The following is an 18,194-nucleotide window of genomic DNA, read 5'->3' as shown; positions in this document are numbered from 1 at the left end:
TCAAATGTCGTTGAAGTCACGAGATAACAATAATTCTACAACAGGGCAGTTTGCAATGCGCCCAGTTGCAAAATGGGTAAGAACAGCGGTCATCGCAGGTATGGCAAGTTCTTGCGTATTTACAGCAAGCGCACAGGAAGATCAGGGAAAAGCGACAGAAGTTGAAGAAGACGTTGAAATAATTAGTGTTACAGGTACACGTAGAACGATACAAGATCAAATAGCAATTAAACGTGAAGCAACAACAGTAGTTGATGGCCTGTCATCTGAAGATATTGGTGATTTACCAGCACTGTCAATCGGCGAAGCACTAGAATCAATTACAGGTGCTGCATCTCACCGTGAAAACGGTGGTGCTACAGAAATCACTATCCGTGGTCTTGGTCCATTTTTAAGTGCAACACACATTAATGGTCGTGAAGCGACTAATGGTAGTGGTGACCGCTCAGTTAACTTTTCGCAGTTCCCTTCTGAACTTGTAAAAAAAGTAGCGATATATAAAACGCAAGATGCCTCAATGATTGAAGGTGGTGTTGCAGGTGTTATTGCACTTGAAACTATAACTCCACTTGATTTTGGCAAACAACGTGTATCAGCTGAGGTTAAATTAAATTACAACCCAGACGAAGGTAATGTAGATAACTCGCTGCAAAGTGACGCGGGTTACCGTGGCACGTTTAGTTATGTTGATCAGTTTGAATTTGATAACGGCCAAGCCGTTGGTGTGTCTTTTGGTGTGCAGCGCCAAGAAATTAGTCAACCAGAGGCTGAATACAGAAGTTCTAGCCCATCAGGTTCTTCATTGTGGGCGTGTTTAAACGATCCGACTAATACCAATGAAGGTTTTTATCGTAGCAGCGCAGGCGACTGTGAAGACCAAGTTAATGGCAGTAGCAACCAAGGTTACGATACAGAAATCGATCCAGAAACAGGTAAAGCAGTAAGTGATGGTACTCCGTATGCTTGGACTGGCAGTAGCCGAAGCTTTCGCCAAAACGAGACATCAGATGAACGTGATGCAGTATTTTTTGCACTGCAATACCAACCGTCAGCTGATTGGGATGTTAACTTTGATGCACAAATTTCAGATAGAACACAACAAGAAGCACGCCACGATTTAATCTTTTTACAAAAACGTGCAACACCAGGTGTAACCGGTCCAACACTTGTAACTAACGATGTAGGCGGTATTTTACATTGGGAAGGTGAAGAGCGTATTGAATCAGCGGGTGAGCAATTTTCTCGTGAAGAAAACTACCAAGGTTACGGCATAAATATAGAACATACAGTTACCGATAGATTAACTGTTGACTTAGATTTAGCGTATTCAAAAACTGAACGTGAAGAACTTCAAATATCTAACCGTGGTAGAACATCAGGTCGCAATTTCTTTTCTTGGGATATGGGCGATGAAATTCCTCATTTCACACTGACAGATTTTGACGTAACAGATATTTCAAACTTTACAGATAGCCTAAGAACACGACTTGACCGTGAAAATGTTCGTGAAAACGAAGTTATATCAGCGCGACTAGATTTTGACTATGCGCTAGATGGCAACGTTTTTACAAGTATTCAAGGTGGTATTAGAACATCTGAAATGACCTTCCTACAGTATGGTGGTAGCCAAGGTAACGGTTCAAGAAACGAATTTACACTAGACTCTGGTACTGAAGCGCTTGACGTATTACAAGGTTGTCAAATCGATTTCCCTGAATCAGGCTTTTTATCGAGTGTATCTGATGGTGATATCGTAACAAATATTGATAGCGACGGTAACGTTGTAGCTAGCGGTACAGGTTCATCATGGGCTACATACGACAACGTATGTTTCTCACAAGCTGTAGCTGGTTCTAACGTTGATGGTGTGTTTGCTTACCCAGAAGTGGAATATGAAAATGCAGGTACAATTGATGTAACAGAAAAAACAACATCAGTGTACTTAATGGCTAACTACGATACTGAAATGTTTGGCAAATTCATTCGCGGTAACTTTGGTCTTCGTATTGTAGACACAGATGTAACTTCGATTGGTTTTAGAAATAGCTTTGATGTTGTAACAAGTGATACCGGTGTACTGTCTCTAGTTGAGTCTGATAACGGTTCACTGGATAAAATAAAAAGTGGTGGCGATTACACTAAGTATTTACCAAGCTTTAACCTAGTTATTGATTACAGCGAAGATATTTTATTCCGAGCAGGTATATACCGTGGTATGTCACGCGCAAATCCATCTAATTTAGGTTATAGCCGTACATTCCAAGAAGATACAGAAGGTACAGCAACATCAATCAGCGATTTATTAGTGGGTGTAAATGGTTCTGGTAATCCAGACACTCAACCACTTATGTCTTGGAACTACGACGCTGCGTTTGAATGGTACCCTAACGAAGATTCAATCTTAGCGTTAAGCTTATACTACAAACAGTTCAATGGCGGTTTTCAACAACAAACCGTAATTGAAGATTTTACTGTTGCCGGTGAAACAGTTTCACTACCAATCACCAACTCTGTTACGTCAGACGAGGACAGTGAAATATTAGGTCTTGAAGCTTCATTTTCTTACCACTGGGATAATGGCATCGGTATGAAATTTGGTTACAACTATGCAGACACTGACTTTGAGTTCCAAGATAGCTTATACGGCGATACGTTTGTTACTGATGTAGACGGTAATACTACACAATTAACTGACGGTATTGTTGAGTCAGCTTCAGTACCTGGCTTCTCAAAGCATGTATTTAGCAGCCAGCTGTACTACCAAATTGGTGGGTTTGATACTGCTGTTATTTACAAATATCGTAGTGAGTATTTCCAACCATATACTACAAATGGTACTCGACTTCGTTATGTTGATTCTGTAGGCGTTTGGGAAATGCGCGCATCATACAAAATTGATGAGCACTTTAGAGTTAAAGCAGAAGCAATTAACTTGTTCAGCGCACCTAAATCACAAGATTTCTTTGTTGAAGGAAACTTAGGTGAAGTGAATGACTACGGCCCACGCTTATTCTTAGGTTTAAGCTACAAGCTGTAATAATAGTTAAACATTAAATCTCATTAAAAAGGCGGTTTTACCGCCTTTTTTGATCCCTAAATTCTTCAATTTTATATTTTCAATAGCGCTAATAAATAGTACTCAACATAGCTCGCTTTCTAATAAACGCTTCTTGACTCAAAACCAAATTGGTTAACCAATAATGCCATTTATTCAGCACGCCCAACATCATCGGTTTCTCCTTCCTAAATTATTTCATTTTTAAAACGATAACTCTTTTAACCCTTGTAATTAACAGCTCAATTTCTAATTAAATTTAAAATCAATAAATAACAAGAACTTAAAATATACTTTATGATTTTAAATTATAGGTTAGTTAAGTTTTTCTATTTTGGTAATAACATATTGCATAATATTTGATCTAAATTTATTACCAAAAGGTTGACCTTTTTATAGTTGGGTGTAAATATAAGGTTAAGGGTTTGTAATAATTAAGGGCTTTTAATAAAAACAATAAAGTAGCTGGTTAAACATAGCATTTCACACACACAGGAAAAAAACTATGAGTCACAAGTTATCTAAAATTACACTGGCAGTTATATCGGCAACCGCACTTGGTATGTCTTTGTCTACACAGGCGCAAGAAGCTCCAAAAAAAGCTGCAGACGATCTTGAGGTTATCGAAGTTTCAGGCATTCGACAATCGCTTACAAATGCGCTTGCACAAAAGCGTTCAGCAGATAGCCTTGTTGAGATTATTGAGGCTGTCGATATTGGTAAGCTACCAGATCAAAACCTCGCAGAAGTACTTGAAAATGTAACAGGGATTCAAATTACCCGTGAAGCAGGGGTAGGTACAGGTGTTCAAATTCGTGGTACCAATGCCAATCGTACAGAAGTGAACGGCGTATCAACAGTTGGCTCAGGGTCTGGGCGAAGTGGCATTAGTTTTGAAGATGTATCAGCTGCAATCATCTCCGGTGTAGAAGTAATTAAGTCACCTGAAGCAAAAACAATCGAAGGCTCTGTGGGCGCAACAATAAACCTTAAAACAATTCGCCCGTTACAGTTAAATGAAACTCTAGGCTCAATTAGAGTTCAAGGTGAAGATAGTAGCTTATCAACAGATGGTGTTACTCCTAGGGTATCGGGTGCTTGGGGTGATAACTGGGAGCTTGATTCTGGCGGTAAGTTTGGTGTTGTATTTAGTGGCAGTTACAGTGAGCAAGACGTAACCGCATTTCGTCCTCGTGCTGATAGAGATAATTCGGTAGCCGCTGATAGTGGTGCTGCAAGTGCACAATCGTTTGATTTTCTACCAGTACAATTTTTAATTCAAGATTACGATAATTACGAATACGAGACAAAAAACTTCGCAGGTACATTTGAATATGCACCAAACGATAATATAAAATTCTTTTTTGATGCAGTTGTTAACGATCAAGAGCGCCGCCAAGAAAGCTCAAGAGTACAAGCATCTGGCCTAAGTGATCTTAGAAATGTATCAATACCGAGTGAATTTGAAACAGTTAATTTTGGTTCACTTGACGGACAAAACCTAGGCAGCATACAAGCGGCCGTAAGAGGCGTTATTCCGGTTGAAGACGGTGGTGGCGATCCTAATTTACGTTTTTCTAGTGATACTAATTCACGCATAACAAAAAGCAAAATATTTAGAATAGGGGGCGAATGGCAAGGCGATAGATTATTTGCAAGTGTTGAAGCCTCAACCTCTCGTTCTGATTCAACTACACCAAGCTTTAATACAACGCTTAATTTTATAAATCCAAATGTCGCTACTAATTCGTCAAATGAAAACGGGACTCCTTTTGAGTATGATCTTACAGGTGATGCACTTACATTTGGTATTGCAACGGGGGAGGCAAACGCGCCAACAATGGCTCAATTACTCGACCCTGCAAATGTTGTTCTACGTGACGTAAACCAAGGGCAAGATGAGTCAGAAAATACAGAAGATGCGTTTCGTACAGATTTTACATATTACTTAGATGATGTAATAACGTCAGTCGATTTTGGTTACCGCTACAGTAAAACGAGCAGTATGTCGGATCAAGTTCGCTCTAACGTTGGTTTAAGAAATATGGCTGATAGCCCAACGGGTGATTTATTTGCACAATTATTAACAGCGGGCCCAGATAACTTTAATGATGGTGATGGGCGAGCACTTTATATTCGTGATTTCTTACTTATAAACCCAGAGCTTGCATCCTCTGATCCACAAGCTGTATTAGCAGCACTTAACCAAGCGATTGAAGCTAATAATGCAATAACAGGTTCTGATCGTGGTCCAATAAGTTCACCAACGTCTCAAGTAAATGCGTTTTTTGATATTGAAGAAGAAACACATGCCTTATATGCACAAGCTAATTTTGAGTATGGCATGTTTCGCGGTAACTTTGGCTTACGTTATTTAGAGACTGAAGTTACATCGCTAGGTAACTCTGTTACTCAAGATGGAAGTGGCAACGAACTGGTGACTCAAGTAACGTCAAAAGGTGATTACGATTTCTTTTTACCACGATTTAATTTAGCCGCGAATGTAAGTGAAGATGTGATTGTTCGTCTAGGTTGGTCAAAAGATATCAGACGCCCAGATTTTGATGACCTATCTACATCCGTTACGTTTGGCACCAGCCCTAATAGTGCAGTTTCAATAGGTAACTCAGGCTTAGAGCCAGAAGAAGTAACCTCTTTCGATATATCCACTGATTGGTATTTTGCACCCGCTGCTTTATTAAGTGTGGGGTACTTTCATAAAACACGTAGCGATTTGCACGTTACACAGCAAGTTGACCCATTTGAAGACCCAAACACAGGCTTTCGCGATACAAATGGTCCTGAATGTGAAGGCGGCGGCATATTTAACCCAATTGCTGACATAAACGTATTTGGCCCAGATGCTGGTGTAGGGTTATGTGTACCAACACAAACTACTATTAATGATTCTGGCGAAACAACACAGCAAGGCATCGAGCTTGCAGCTCAATACGACTTATCAAATTTTGAAAAAGAGCTAGGCTGGGCATCAGGTTTTGGTGTTGTTGCTAACTACACCTATCAAGAATTTTCTGGTGGTGAATCATTTGACACCGCAACGAGTCGTGCAAATGCTGTTTTTGCATTAACAACCGGTAACCCGGATGCAGACATCAGTGCTAAGCAATCACTCATTGATTTGTCAGAAAACGCATATAACATCACATTTTATTATGAGAAATACGGTCTATCTGCTCGAGCGCGTTACACGTGGCGCGAAGGGTACCGTTCAACTGACTTTGGTAGCACTTCAAGCTTCCCATGGGGTTTCCCTGTTGTACAAGAAGACAGAGGGCAGCTTAATGCCAGCATAAGTTATGATGTGAACGATCAGCTAAATATCGGTATTGAAGCCGTTAACTTAACTGAGTCAGAAGTTAGCCAGTCTTGTGTAAACGAAGGTGCTTTACTTTGTTTCCAAGGTATTACAGACCGCCGTATTACATTTGGCGCAAGCTATAGATTTTAAAGGTTATAGTTAAATCGAGTCTATAAGTGTGTGTATTTAAAGACGCTAAAAGCAAGCCACCTGGCTTGCTTTTTTTTAACTATAATTAGTTAACATTTACAAAAATGATTTATTCCACTTTGTATTTTACTTATCAATACCGTTACAGCGGCAATGTCTTGCGACACTGCCACCAGTAATTATACCAACCTGCATAAATCTTTGATCAATTTAACGAATTAAATTGCACTATAACGTCGTTAAAAATTTTTTATTTAGAACAACTAGATACAAAAATTTTTGCCTAGTTCTAGTGTAATTTTCTTAACGTTAAATAGACCCCGTATATAAGCAGATTGGTATTATTATTGAGATAGTATTAAACCAATGCCTTTATTTTTTAACCTTACCCTTAAGAACATAAATTTCACCATCGAAACTGCCTTGAATAGTCAGTCCTTGGCTTGCCAACTCTTGCAAATATTCAACATGATCATCAGTAATATGCTGGCCTGGGACTAAAAGCGGAATACCCGGTGGGTATGGAGTAACTAAACCTGCACAAATACGATTGTTACTTTTGCTGATAGGCACAGATTCGCGGTCGCCATAAAAAGCATCGCTTGGAATACACGCCAAGTCTATAGCTGGTAAGTTTTCGGGTAAGCGAGCTCTACGCGTCGATTTCGATAGCTTTACCTTACCGCTGTCTAGCTTTTTCAATGCATTGTACAAACGAATTATTTTTGAGCGCGTGCCGCCAAGCGTCAGTAAAACCAAAATGGTGCTGTGTGTGTATTTTTCTATCTCTAGCCCAATTTCATCCAGTAGATATTTATGAATATCTTTTAATGAGTAAGGTAGCTCACTAATATCAATAAGGATCTTTAATGGATCGTGACCCATATTATCACCACTAAAATGCGGGAATATTTCCATAAAGTCTTGCTTAGCTAATACTTTAATTTGCTTAAGCGAGGCCATCTGTTGTTTAAACTCCTCAACATGATTTAGCAGCGCATTGAGCAGCTTATAGCCTTCCATCTCTAATTGCTTTTGGCATACGTCAAGCGATGCAATAAGCTGATATTTAGGCGATGTACTAGCGTAGATACTATAAATCTCTCGAAAGAAATCGGCATCAAAATCGGGATCGTTAATATGAATATAAGACGCTTGAGAAAACGCCGATACTACTTTATGCGCCGAATGCGTAATGTAGTCAGCCCCTGCATGTATCGCAGAATAATGACGAAAGCTAGGATGAAACAAAGAGTATGCAAACCAGGCTTCATCTATAAATACCTTAATACCATATTGATGAGCATAATCCACGACTTGTTTCAGGTCGCTAAGCAGGCCATCGTAAGTACAACCGGTAAGCACTAGTAATTTAGCATCAGTATTGTTTTCAATTGCTAACTTGATGTCGGCCAACGATGGTGGCGCGAAAATACCATATTTTGGATTTAAGATACTCGCCAAATAAATGGGGTAACTAGCTGATTGCAAGATGCCATAGTGTACTGATTTATGGCAATTACGGTCGACAATTACTTTATCTCCCTTGCGCAGCAGTGTCTGCAAGATGATTTTATTTGAGGTGGATGAACCATTTGTAACAAAGTAGGTGTGCTTAACTTCAAACGTCGCCGCTGCTGATTCTTGGGCGCGACCAATAGTATTAGTGCTGTCTGATAATGAACCTAGCGAGTCTACCGAAACCGACAGGTCGCCAACAAATACATTGCGGCCGTAAAACTGATAAAAATCTTTGATGTAAGGTGAGTTTCTAAAGCTAGAACCCCCACTATGACCCGGTGTGTGCCAAGAGTCGTTTGCTTCACCAACGTAACGACGGTACGCCGTCCAAAATGGGGTTTCAGAGCGGTCGTCAAAATCGTTGATCATATAACCTAAAATTGCTTCAGGGTCAGAAATCACTTCATCTTTAAAAAAGAAAGATTCAATTTCTTCTGATTCGTTTACGATCTCCAGCCCTTTAGTGTCGTCGCCGATAACATAAACCGGTAACTCAAGACGAATTGCCTTTAAATCCTCGATAAAGCGACTATACATTCGCTCACCCACTTTGTTGTGCATATCCCAGCTTAGAACTACGGCTTGAATATCACCATCTTCCTCTACACATTCCAGCGCGTGTTTAAGCTCGAGGCATTCAATAATATCGATATGAATATCGTCTCGCTCAAAGTTAGGAATGGTCTTTGACAGATTCGTTGAAAGCCCTTGTAAAGTGGCTGGGTCTTGCTCAATTATCAAGATACGAAGTAGAGGTAGCATAGAGGGTTTCGCAATATAATTTTATAATGCTCACTAGCATAACCAAAGGAGTGTAACTTGTGAAATTAATACTTTGATAATGTTCTAATAATTATTCTATTTCATTGGCTACTACAAATAAGAGGCGCAATGAAATTCATGTGTTTTCTGTTTGCATCGTAAGCATAAAGATTTTGATCATTATCAACGACAATATACTTCCCTTTAAGTTTTATACCACTGCAGTATAAAAATCATACTTATTTGATGGGCAGTTTTGTGCCAGTGCAGGTCGAATAAGCGAAGTGCCATCCGACACAGTAAAATACCTTACCAATTATTATCAGCATTTTATGTTGTCGAGTGGCTGGAGAGTGCCATGAGCGGACGGTGGTAACGCCCCAAGCAGGGGATTTCAAGAGCGTTTTTCAGCGAGTAAAATTCCCGCTGACTTGGCTTGTTAGGTTGCTGGTCTACAACAAACACTATTGAGCCTCGACGCTGTGATAATCAGCTGATGTTTCATAACAATTGACACACACAACTGACATTTTATTAAAGGCTCGAAACTTCTCAGTCATACCATCTTCTTCATCAAACAAGGCTTCACATTTGGAACACCACGCTTGAAGGTCATTAGGTTCGCTAGAGTTTTCAATAAAGCCTACAGGTACACCTTCTGGTTTCAACAAATGGCAACAGACGACGGCCGCAACTCGCTTACCATGTTCGCCACAATCAACATACATTGGTTCAATCTCAGTGCTCATATGCAACCTAACAACTTTATCAGAGGACACTTTTCCTTTTTTAGCGCGAAAACATCCTTATTTTATGAGTTTCTATTAATAGCAAATAGTGTAAGTTATTGCCATCTATAAATATTAAGCTTAGGAAAGGTTATTTTACTATGTGAAAAAGAGGGAGGTTTTCACTTATTCTTACTAAGTTAATGACGACTCACCTGAATGGTCGGTTATCGCTCTTTGCCGAAGTTCGGCTTAGTGCCATCAGCAGATATTGGTAACGCCTCATTATACGCCAAATGCACTTATCTAAAAGCTTTAATTGCCTCATTAAGCTGCACATCTTTTCCGCTTTCAATATTCTTCACATCAAGAAATACAAATTCATGATCTACAGGCAATCCAATGTTTTCATAATTATCCCCATGAGAATTGAGATATCTTTCATTTGATAATGTGATCCCCCAACCATTGGGCAAAGCTTTTGTTAACGCATCGCTAAAAGCTCCGTAGCTTCTTTCACCAATAAAAGTAACGTTGCCTCTTGCTTGTAAACCTAAAAGAAATACTTCAGCCGCACTAGGTGTTTTTTGACTAGTTAGAACAACAATGCTTCCTGTGTAATGATTAATTTTTGATGGGGCGACAACAATTTTTTGAAGTTCACTATAACCTGTCGATGTTTTAAATTGTTTCCCCCCCAAGGCTAATTCTGAATCTATTAAGTAAGATAAAATAGAAAATGCTACTAAGTCACTTCCACCCATACTAAAACGTAAATCAATAATTAAACCATTGCTTTGTTGGATGATAGGCGTAAATATCTCCATAACCTCTTTTGTTGCTTTTACGTCATTATTTGAGAAATCATCAAAGTTACTTATTTTTAAATAGGCAATATTTTGAGGCGTTTTTGCTAAGGTAAAATTATCGTGATATTGAAGAGTGGAATAGTTTTTATCAATGTAATTGATAATGTTTTCCTGAGACTTTTCAATTAATGCGGTATGTAATTCCCAGTAAGTTGAGTATTCAGGGTAGTTTTCTGAGTGCGCTTTTAATTCATCCCAAAATGACCACTTTCTTGGTGAGTAATGTGAAAGCCTATCAAGATCTTGATTGAGTAATATGGCATGACCGTCGCGTAATTCTTTAAGAAAGTCATCTATGATACTAAATAGCTCATCTTGCGTAGTTTTTGAGGTTATTCTTTTTTGCCAAAGTTTTCTCTGCTCAACCCAATTAATATTTTTATCTTTTGAAAATGCATAGTGCTCTTCAAAATTATTCATTAGAACGTCAAGAACAATATTGGCATTAAATTCATAGTTTTTGTCTTTAATACTAACAATTTTTTCGGATTGACATTGAGCGGGTAAACTATCTAATTTCGTTAGCTTTAACGGAAACAAACCACCAAAGTTAAGTAAGCGAGTATCTTTATTCACTTTTTTTGTTTCTTCAATGAACGAGATTTGTTCAAACTCATCGGTGATAAAGTGGTTTTCCAAACAATGCTTAGTTGTTAAATCAAAGGCTGTTGTTTTATTGTCCACAGTATGAAAAACGTAACCATAACCTTGGGTTTTCCAAGTTGTCTCAGTGGAGTTCGCAGAATTAATGGTACAAAGTACGGTGAGTAGAAATAACAAAATCCCTTTATTCAAAGTTTACTCCTAATAGTGAATCACAACCGAACTAGACTAAGCGTAGAATGCTGTCTTAAGCGGCAAATTGCTGTTGGCTAAAAGAACTGAGGTCCACCATTTTTAAAATTTGTAATTAATAGCTGATTTTACTGGTCGTCCACCTTAGGGCATGTTGTTAGGCAACGCTTTGCGCTATATTGCCCCGTAACCTTTTTATTTGGAATAGACTTACAAAAATAAAACTAATGCCTATGCCTAACAAAAGCAGACTTGGTAACCATAAGGACATAAACCCACTTATTACAGGAGCTTTAACATTACCACCGCTATAAAGAACGGTTACTTGCTCTTGTTCTTTATAGCAAGCGGGACTACAACCATAATTAGACTCAAAAGTATGTTGTTTTTCAGTTTCATCCATGAAGCTTACTACAGGATATAGCGAGTCGTCTTTTCGAATTAACTCAATTACAGTGCCTTTTGCTGATAACGCGTTGTCGATAAAATCTGACGTACTTTTAGTAATATACAAGCCACCCAAAAACATCAGAACACCAAGTACCAGATACATATATCCTATCTTAATGTTGTTGTTCATTTTGCTGACGATACTGAACATACTTGAGTTACCTAAAAATTTAATAGTGCGCTCATCGCGCATATTTCTGCCGACTTAACGCTCATTAATCTACTTTATATAGTTTTAACAAATTACCTAAGGTATTACTATTACTAAGGTTTCTAAAATTTTTAAGTGAAATTAAATGAACTAATATGTGCTCATCGCTCAAGGCAGCCTATAGTTACTCTGTTTTATCTTTAAACTCACACAAGTCTTCAATAATACAGCTGCCACACTTAGGTTTACGTGCTACGCATGTGTAACGTCCGTGAAGAATCAACCAGTGATGTACGTCTACTTTAAATTCTTTTGGTACAACCTTTTCAAGCTTTTGTTCTACAGCGACAACATCTTTACCCATGGCAAGCTTGGTACGGTTAGATACACGAAATATGTGTGTATCTACGGCTATTACAGGCCAGCCAAAGGCGGTATTGAGTACAACATTAGCGGTTTTACGGCCAACGCCTGGTAGGGCTTCTAGGGCTTCACGATTTTCTGGCACGATGCTGTTATGTTCATCCACCAAAATTTGGCACATTTTGTAAACGTTGGCAGCTTTAGAATTAAATAAGCCGATGGTTTTTATATAATCACGCAGTGTATCGTGACCTAAGTCTAAAATGGCTTGTGGCGTATTAGCAACAGGGAACAACTTTCGAGTGGCTTTATTAACGCCTACATCGGTTGCTTGCGCTGAGAGGGTTACTGCTACTAGTAACTCAAACGGGCTTGAATATTCAAGCTCAGTAACTGGGTGCGGATTATCGTCGCGCAGGCGCGACAGTATTTGGTGACGTTTTTCTTTATTCATGCAACTTAAAACGTATTAGTGCTAATTGTTGCTCTAATACGTTTTCCCCTTAAGTTAAGCTAGTAACACGTGCTCGAGGGCCTTTTTCAGCCTCTGGCGGTGCAACTTGTTTTGATTTTATTTGTGCGTCAATTACGTTTTTAGCCGCAATAAGCAGCCCCAGGCCTAAAAAGGCACCGGGTGGCAAAATGGCGAGTAAAAATTGGTTATCAAAATTAAATACTTCTATGCGCAAGCTCTGTGCCCATGGGCCAAGTAATAAGTCGGCACCGTCAAACAGCGTACCTTGGCCGATTAGTTCGCGCATAGTACCTAATACTAATAGTACAGCCATAAAGCCTAAGCCCATCATTAGGCCGTCAAATGCTGATAAATGAACAGGGTTTTTAGAGGCATATGCTTCGGCGCGGCCAATAATGGCGCAGTTAGTTACAATCAACGGGATAAAAATCCCTAATGATTGATATAAACCAAAGGTATAAGCGTTCATAAGTAATTGAACTATTGTTACAAAGCCCGCGATGATCATTACAAATACAGGTATACGAATATCTTTTGGCACCCAGTTACGCACAATTGATACGGTAACATTTGAGCCTATTAGTACGAGTAAAGTTGCTAAGCCCAAACCTAAGGCATTTGTTACAGTTGAGGTAACGGCAAGCAGTGGACATAAACCTAAAAGCTGCACAAGGGCAGGGTTATTTACCCATACACCTTCTTTGTATAATGTTTTTAACTCACTCATTTAGCTACCTCCATACATTCGGCATTAGGTGCTGCAAAAATATCATCAAAATTAGTTTGTGCGAACAATACGGCATTTTTAACAGAGCCCACAACAGCACGTGGCGTTATGGTCGCGCCTGTAAATTGATCAAACTGGCCGCCATCTTTTTTAACAGCCCAGCGAGCGTCTTCTTCACCTTCAACCGTTAAGCTTTTAAATGTTGTGATCCAAAGTGATTTTTTAACTTCTACTTTGTCGCCTAAACCAGGGGTTTCTTCGTGTTTAGTCGTACGAACGCCAGCAATAGTGCCATCGCTTAATACCGCTGTTAATAAGTTAATATCGCCACTGTAGCCGTTTGGCGTAACATGCCTAATAACAACAGCGACTGGTTTATTGTTTTTACGAGCACGGTAAATTACTTGATTTGCGTATGGGCCTAGTTTTTCGTCAGTAATAATCACGCAATCTTGTGATAATTGATTGTCGTACGATTTTGGGTCGAGCACTTCTTGTAGCTGCGCAGTAAGTTGCAGTTGTTCTTGCTCTGCAATTTTATCGGCAGTAAGCGCGTTGATAGAGGCAACTAAGCCCGTTGTTGCTAACGCAAACGCAGTTAAAATAGCACCATTTTTAGCCATTGACGAAATGATCATTTTACTGCTCCATGGCCATAAGTACGTGGCTGTGTGTAGTAGTCTATTAGCGGCACTGCAATATTAATCAATAATACGCTAAATGCGATGGCATCAGGAAAACCGCCAAAGGTACGAATTAAATAAATTAGTAAGCCAATTAGCGCGCCATAAATTAAGCGCCCTTTGTTAGTTGTTGCTGCAGATACCGGATCGGTTGCTATAAAAAAGGCTCCCATCATAGTGGCACCACTTAATAAGTGAAATAGGGTGCCCGGCTCTGTACCAGGTGATGCGATATAACCAATAGCACTACATACAGCTAAACTTGCGATAAAACTGACAGGAATATGCCAGTTAATTATTTTTGCTTTTAATAAGTATAAACCACCCACTAAAAAGCCTAAGTTAACCCACACCCAACCAAGGCCAGCCCATTCGTTAAATAATGGCTTTTGCATGCTTTCGGTAACGGTTAAACCGTGGGCTATATCTGTTTTAACAGTATCCAGCGGTGTTGCCATTGTTAGGCCATCAACCCCTGCACGTACTTGATCTAGGCTAAACCCAGAGGCCGTAAAATCGGTGAATATTAGCCTTAGCTGATCAGCAAAGCCTATTGGCGTATTTATTAAATCGGTAACAGGCAACCATGCAGTCATTTGTACCGGAAACGAAACTAAAAGCAGTACATAAGCCGCCATTGCTGGATTGAATAAATTAAACCCAAGGCCGCCATAAAGCTGTTTAACTATAACAATAGAAAATAAACAGCCAATAACGATTATCCACCAAGGCGCAAGTGGTGGAATACTCAGTGCCAATAACACGGCAGTAAGCCACGCACTGCCATCACTTAATGCAGGCCAAACAGGGCGCTTTCGTATTAGCATTATTGCAGCTTCAAATACGCTTACAGCAACAAGCGCGAGCACCAGTTGAATAAGTACACCTGTTCCAAAAAAGAAAACTTGAGCAATTAGCCCAGGAATACACGCAGCAATAACGCTAAGCATTAATCGCGTTAACGATTTATGGCTGTGATTATGCGGCGAACTGGTCATGGTTAATTTCATGACTGATTATTTCCTTCTTTTTGTAACTTTTTAGCTTTTGCTCTCGCAATTGCAGCAGCCACGGCGGCTTTTTTCTTATCGTCGGCTGATTTAGGTTTATCTGCGTTAATAAGAACTGATGAGTCATCGGTGTTACTTTCTGCACTCTTAGGTGCTGCGCTATCAACTTGTAGCTCTTGGGGCTGAGTTTGTTCGGTATCTTCTAGTGCTTTAGCTGCTTTTTTAGCTTTTGCACGAGCAATGGCCGCCGCTACGGCTGCTTTTTTAGCATCAGCAGGCGTATCGCTTTGTGGCGCTTCACTCACGGTTTGCTCAGCGTCTTCTAATGATTTAGCCGCTTTTTTAGCTTTTGCACGCACAATGGCCGCGGCTACCGCTGCCTTTTTGTCATCAACAGGGGCATCACTTTGTGGCACTTCACTTGCTGTTTGCTCAGCTTCTTCTAATGCTTTAGCCGCTTTTTTAGCTTTTGCACGCGCAATGGCCGCCGCTACGGCTGCTTTTTTATCATCAACAGGGGCATCACTTTGTGGCTCTTCACTTGTTGCTTGTTCAGCGTTATCTAATGCTTGTGCTGCTTTTTTAGCTTTAGCACGCGCAATGGCCGCCGCTACGGCTGCCTTTTTGTCATCAACAGGGGCATCACTTTGTGGCACTTCACTTGCTGTTTGTTCAGCGTTATCTAATGCTTGTGCTGCCTTTTTGGCTTTAGCGCGAGCAATGGCTGCAGCTACCGCTGATTTTTTGTCATCAACGGGGGCATCAGTTTGTGGCTCTTCACTCACTGTTTGCTCAGCGTTATCTAATACTTGTGCTGCTTTTTTAGCTTTAGCTCGAGCAATGGCTGCAGCTACTGCTGATTTTTTATCATCAACGGGTGTAGTCTCGGCCGATTCATCTGTTTGCGATTTTTGCTCTTTATATTTACGCGCTTGTTCTTTACGTAGTGCGCGCTCTTTTGCTACTTCGCTGTTATCTGGCTCTAGTTCTTCGCCTTGTTGCTTTTTAGCTTTAGCGCGTGCAATAGCGGCAGCAACAGCAGATTTTTCATCGCCGTTATCTGATTTATTTTTAACACGGGCTAGTGCCTCAGCTACTTTTTGCTTTTCGTCAGCAGACTTAGCAGCAGGTTTGCGTTTATGGCGGTTTTGGCGTTCTTCTTGCTCACGCTCTAAACGTTCTTTTCGGGCATCAAAACGCTCTTTTGCTCTGTCGGCTTTAATTTTGTCAGCTTGTTGTTCTTTAATTTCAACTTTGGCTATACGGTAGTACTGTACAAGAGGGATTTCGCTTGGGCACACGTATGCACAAGCACCACATTCAATACAATCAAATAAATTGTGCTCTTGTAGTTTGTCGTACTCTTTTGATTTAGCAAACCACTGCAATTGTTGTGGCAATAAAGAAGCAGGGCAGGCATCGGCACAGGCGCTACAACGTATACAGGCTTTTTCAGGGCCGGGTTCCGCTAGCTCTTTATGATCAGGCGCTAAAATACAGTTAGTGGTTTTAACTATGCCAATACGTACTGTGGGTAGCGTAAAGCCCATCATTGGGCCGCCCATCACAACACTTTGCTGCGGTACAGGAGAGAAACCTTGGCAATCTAGTAAATGCTTTATTTCAGTACCAAGCAGTGCCCATACATTTCCAGGTTTATGAATAGTGTTACCTGTTACCGTAACTATACGCTCAATTAGCGGTTTGCCTTCATAAACGGCTTGTTGTACGGCAAACAAAGTACCCGTGTTATGCACTAAAATACCAATATCGGCTGGAATACCAATGCTAGGAACTTCACGGTTAGTAAGTAATTTAATTAATTGCTTTTCACCGCCAGATGGATAAATAGTTGGCACCGTTTGAATAATAATTTTTGAGTTATGCTCAGCTGCTTGCTTCATTGCTGCAATAGCTTCAGGCTTGTTATCTTCTATACCCACAATGCACAGTGTTGGGTTTAAAAGTTGCTGCATTATTTCAATGCCTTGGATAACTTCTTTAGCGTGTTCGCGCATTAAAACGTCATCGGCAGTAATATAAGGTTCGCACTCAACAGCATTTACAATCAAAAATTCGATAGGTTGCTTGGTATCTGCTTTTACATAAGTAGGAAAACCAGCACCACCCATACCGCTAATACCGGCTTGGTGAATAATATTTATAAGCTCATCATGGCTAAGCTCAGCAGGATTTTTATTTTTATTTAGAGCTACCCATTCGTCTTTGCCGTCTGGTTCAATAATAACACTTAGTTCAGGCAGGGCCGATGGATGTGCTGATGGCATAGGTGCAATATCAGTAACTACACCAGAGCTTGGCGCATGTACAGGTACCGACCAGTTAGCAGCGGGTTCTGTTAGTGGTTGGCCTTTTAATACGTGTTGGCCTTTTTCTACAAGTAACTTACCATTTGCGCCTATGTGCTGCTTAAGCGCAACAATGAGTTTGTCGGGCAAGGGTAGGCGAGTGATACTCGCACTATTAGAGAGTGATTTTTGTTGTGGTGGGTGTATGCCGCCAGGAAATGCCCACACGGTGCCTTTTTTTATTTGTTCAAGTAACTTGTCCACTCAAACCTCTAATCTATTTGTGTAACAGGAATAGCGTCTAGCTGCCATTTCCAGTTTTGTTTAGTTTCGGCTACAGGTAGCATATCAATGCAATCTACAGGGCAAGGCTCAACACATAAATCACAGCCAGTACATTCATCAATTAACACGGTATGCATTTGACGAGTTGCGCCCAAAATAGCGTCAACTGGGCAGGCTTGAATACATTTGGTACAGCCAATACATTCATCTTCGCGAATATAAGCCACTGTTTTTATAGGTTCTGCTTGCTCGCCACCGGCAAGTGGTTTTTCATCAACCCCCATTAAGCCGGCAAGCTTTTTCATGGTAGATTCGCCGCCTGGTGGGCATTTATTTATTTCATCGCCATTAGCTATGGCTTCGGCGTAAGGGCGGCAGCCCGGGTAGCCACATTGTCCGCATTGAGTTTGCGGTAAAATCGTATCTATTTGCTCAACAATAGGGTTACCTTCAACGCGAAAGCGAATTGCTGCAAACCCTAAAATAAGTCCAAAAATGAGTGCTAGCGAACCAATCGCTATCAAGGCATAAAACAAGGTCAT

The 18,194-nt window shown here is 40.3% G+C and carries 12 protein-coding genes; 2 read left to right on the top strand and 10 right to left on the bottom strand.

Going from position 1 to position 18,194, the window contains the following annotated elements:
- Positions 1 to 4: 4 nt before the first annotated feature.
- Together H5089_RS10785 and H5089_RS10780 are read left to right on the top strand one after the other, a co-directional pair.
- On the top strand, positions 5 to 3,037 hold the full coding sequence (locus H5089_RS10785) for a TonB-dependent receptor (protein ID WP_182712202.1): 3,033 nt from the start codon (positions 5 to 7) through the stop codon (positions 3,035 to 3,037).
- A 523-nt stretch (positions 3,038 to 3,560) separates the two neighbouring features.
- A complete protein-coding gene (locus H5089_RS10780) occupies positions 3,561 to 6,524 on the top strand; it encodes a TonB-dependent receptor (RefSeq protein WP_182712201.1) in 2,964 nt (987 codons plus the stop codon).
- A gap of 372 nt (positions 6,525 to 6,896) precedes the next feature.
- On the opposite strand, the gene H5089_RS10775 is transcribed toward H5089_RS10780, so the two are convergent.
- The 10 genes from H5089_RS10775 to rsxB all read right to left on the bottom strand — a co-directional run bounded on the left by H5089_RS10775 (position 6,897) and on the right by rsxB (position 18,194).
- Positions 6,897 to 8,807, bottom strand: a complete 1,911-nt coding sequence (locus H5089_RS10775; RefSeq protein ID WP_033021837.1) for an aminotransferase class V-fold PLP-dependent enzyme — start codon at positions 8,805 to 8,807, stop codon at positions 6,897 to 6,899.
- A gap of 464 nt (positions 8,808 to 9,271) precedes the next feature.
- Entirely contained in the window at positions 9,272 to 9,556 is a 285-nt protein-coding gene (locus H5089_RS10770; protein ID WP_007587265.1) for a hypothetical protein, read from the bottom strand.
- A 281-nt stretch (positions 9,557 to 9,837) separates the two neighbouring features.
- Entirely contained in the window at positions 9,838 to 11,199 is a 1,362-nt protein-coding gene (locus H5089_RS10765; RefSeq protein ID WP_182712200.1) for a S41 family peptidase, read from the bottom strand.
- A gap of 157 nt (positions 11,200 to 11,356) precedes the next feature.
- Positions 11,357 to 11,842 (bottom strand): DUF3592 domain-containing protein, encoded by a 486-nt coding sequence (locus tag H5089_RS10760; protein WP_182712199.1) that lies wholly within the window; start codon positions 11,840 to 11,842, stop codon positions 11,357 to 11,359.
- Positions 11,843 to 11,984: 142 nt separating this feature from the next.
- Positions 11,985 to 12,617: an endonuclease III gene (nth, locus tag H5089_RS10755; protein WP_024595475.1), complete on the bottom strand. Its 633-nt coding sequence runs from the start codon at positions 12,615 to 12,617 to the stop codon at positions 11,985 to 11,987.
- Positions 12,618 to 12,666: 49 nt separating this feature from the next.
- Positions 12,667 to 13,365 (bottom strand): electron transport complex subunit E, encoded by a 699-nt coding sequence (locus H5089_RS10750; RefSeq protein ID WP_002962263.1) that lies wholly within the window; start codon positions 13,363 to 13,365, stop codon positions 12,667 to 12,669.
- The gene (gene rsxG, locus H5089_RS10745) at positions 13,362 to 14,003 is read right to left on the bottom strand and encodes an electron transport complex subunit RsxG (RefSeq protein WP_182712198.1); all 642 of its coding nucleotides are present in this window, start codon (positions 14,001 to 14,003) and stop codon (positions 13,362 to 13,364) included. The genes H5089_RS10750 and rsxG overlap by 4 nt, the downstream gene beginning before the upstream one ends.
- Complete coding sequence (gene rsxD, locus H5089_RS10740; RefSeq protein ID WP_182712197.1) at positions 14,000 to 15,058, bottom strand: electron transport complex subunit RsxD; 1,059 nt, start codon at positions 15,056 to 15,058, stop codon at positions 14,000 to 14,002. The genes rsxG and rsxD overlap by 4 nt, the downstream gene beginning before the upstream one ends.
- Positions 15,055 to 17,631 (bottom strand): electron transport complex subunit RsxC, encoded by a 2,577-nt coding sequence (gene rsxC, locus H5089_RS10735; protein ID WP_182712196.1) that lies wholly within the window; start codon positions 17,629 to 17,631, stop codon positions 15,055 to 15,057. Before rsxC ends, rsxD begins: the two co-directional genes overlap by 4 nt.
- An 8-nt stretch (positions 17,632 to 17,639) precedes the next feature.
- Positions 17,640 to 18,194: an electron transport complex subunit RsxB gene (gene rsxB, locus H5089_RS10730; protein WP_007585357.1), complete on the bottom strand. Its 555-nt coding sequence runs from the start codon at positions 18,192 to 18,194 to the stop codon at positions 17,640 to 17,642.

The organism is Pseudoalteromonas sp. SR45-1, from assembly GCF_014163655.1.
Classification (GTDB): Bacteria; Pseudomonadota; Gammaproteobacteria; order Enterobacterales; family Alteromonadaceae; genus Pseudoalteromonas; species Pseudoalteromonas distincta.
Note: the sequence above shows the minus strand (reverse complement) of the source record. Positions and strands in the feature narration are given on the sequence as shown.

What these genes read in the sequence shown, in the direction of transcription:
- rsxB (WP_007585357.1), bottom strand. Translation starts at nt 18,194, where the DNA reads ATGACCTTGTTTTATGCCTTGATAGCGATTGGTTCGCTAGCACTCATT.
- H5089_RS10770 (WP_007587265.1), bottom strand. Translation starts at nt 9,556, where the DNA reads ATGAGCACTGAGATTGAACCAATGTATGTTGATTGTGGCGAACATGGT.
- H5089_RS10775 (WP_033021837.1), bottom strand. Translation starts at nt 8,807, where the DNA reads ATGCTACCTCTACTTCGTATCTTGATAATTGAGCAAGACCCAGCCACT.
- H5089_RS10780 (WP_182712201.1), top strand. Translation starts at nt 3,561, where the DNA reads ATGAGTCACAAGTTATCTAAAATTACACTGGCAGTTATATCGGCAACC.
- nth (WP_024595475.1), bottom strand. Translation starts at nt 12,617, where the DNA reads ATGAATAAAGAAAAACGTCACCAAATACTGTCGCGCCTGCGCGACGAT.
- H5089_RS10750 (WP_002962263.1), bottom strand. Translation starts at nt 13,365, where the DNA reads ATGAGTGAGTTAAAAACATTATACAAAGAAGGTGTATGGGTAAATAAC.
- rsxD (WP_182712197.1), bottom strand. Translation starts at nt 15,058, where the DNA reads ATGAAATTAACCATGACCAGTTCGCCGCATAATCACAGCCATAAATCG.
- H5089_RS10785 (WP_182712202.1), top strand. Translation starts at nt 5, where the DNA reads ATGTCGTTGAAGTCACGAGATAACAATAATTCTACAACAGGGCAGTTT.
- H5089_RS10760 (WP_182712199.1), bottom strand. Translation starts at nt 11,842, where the DNA reads ATGCGCGATGAGCGCACTATTAAATTTTTAGGTAACTCAAGTATGTTC.
- rsxG (WP_182712198.1), bottom strand. Translation starts at nt 14,003, where the DNA reads ATGATCATTTCGTCAATGGCTAAAAATGGTGCTATTTTAACTGCGTTT.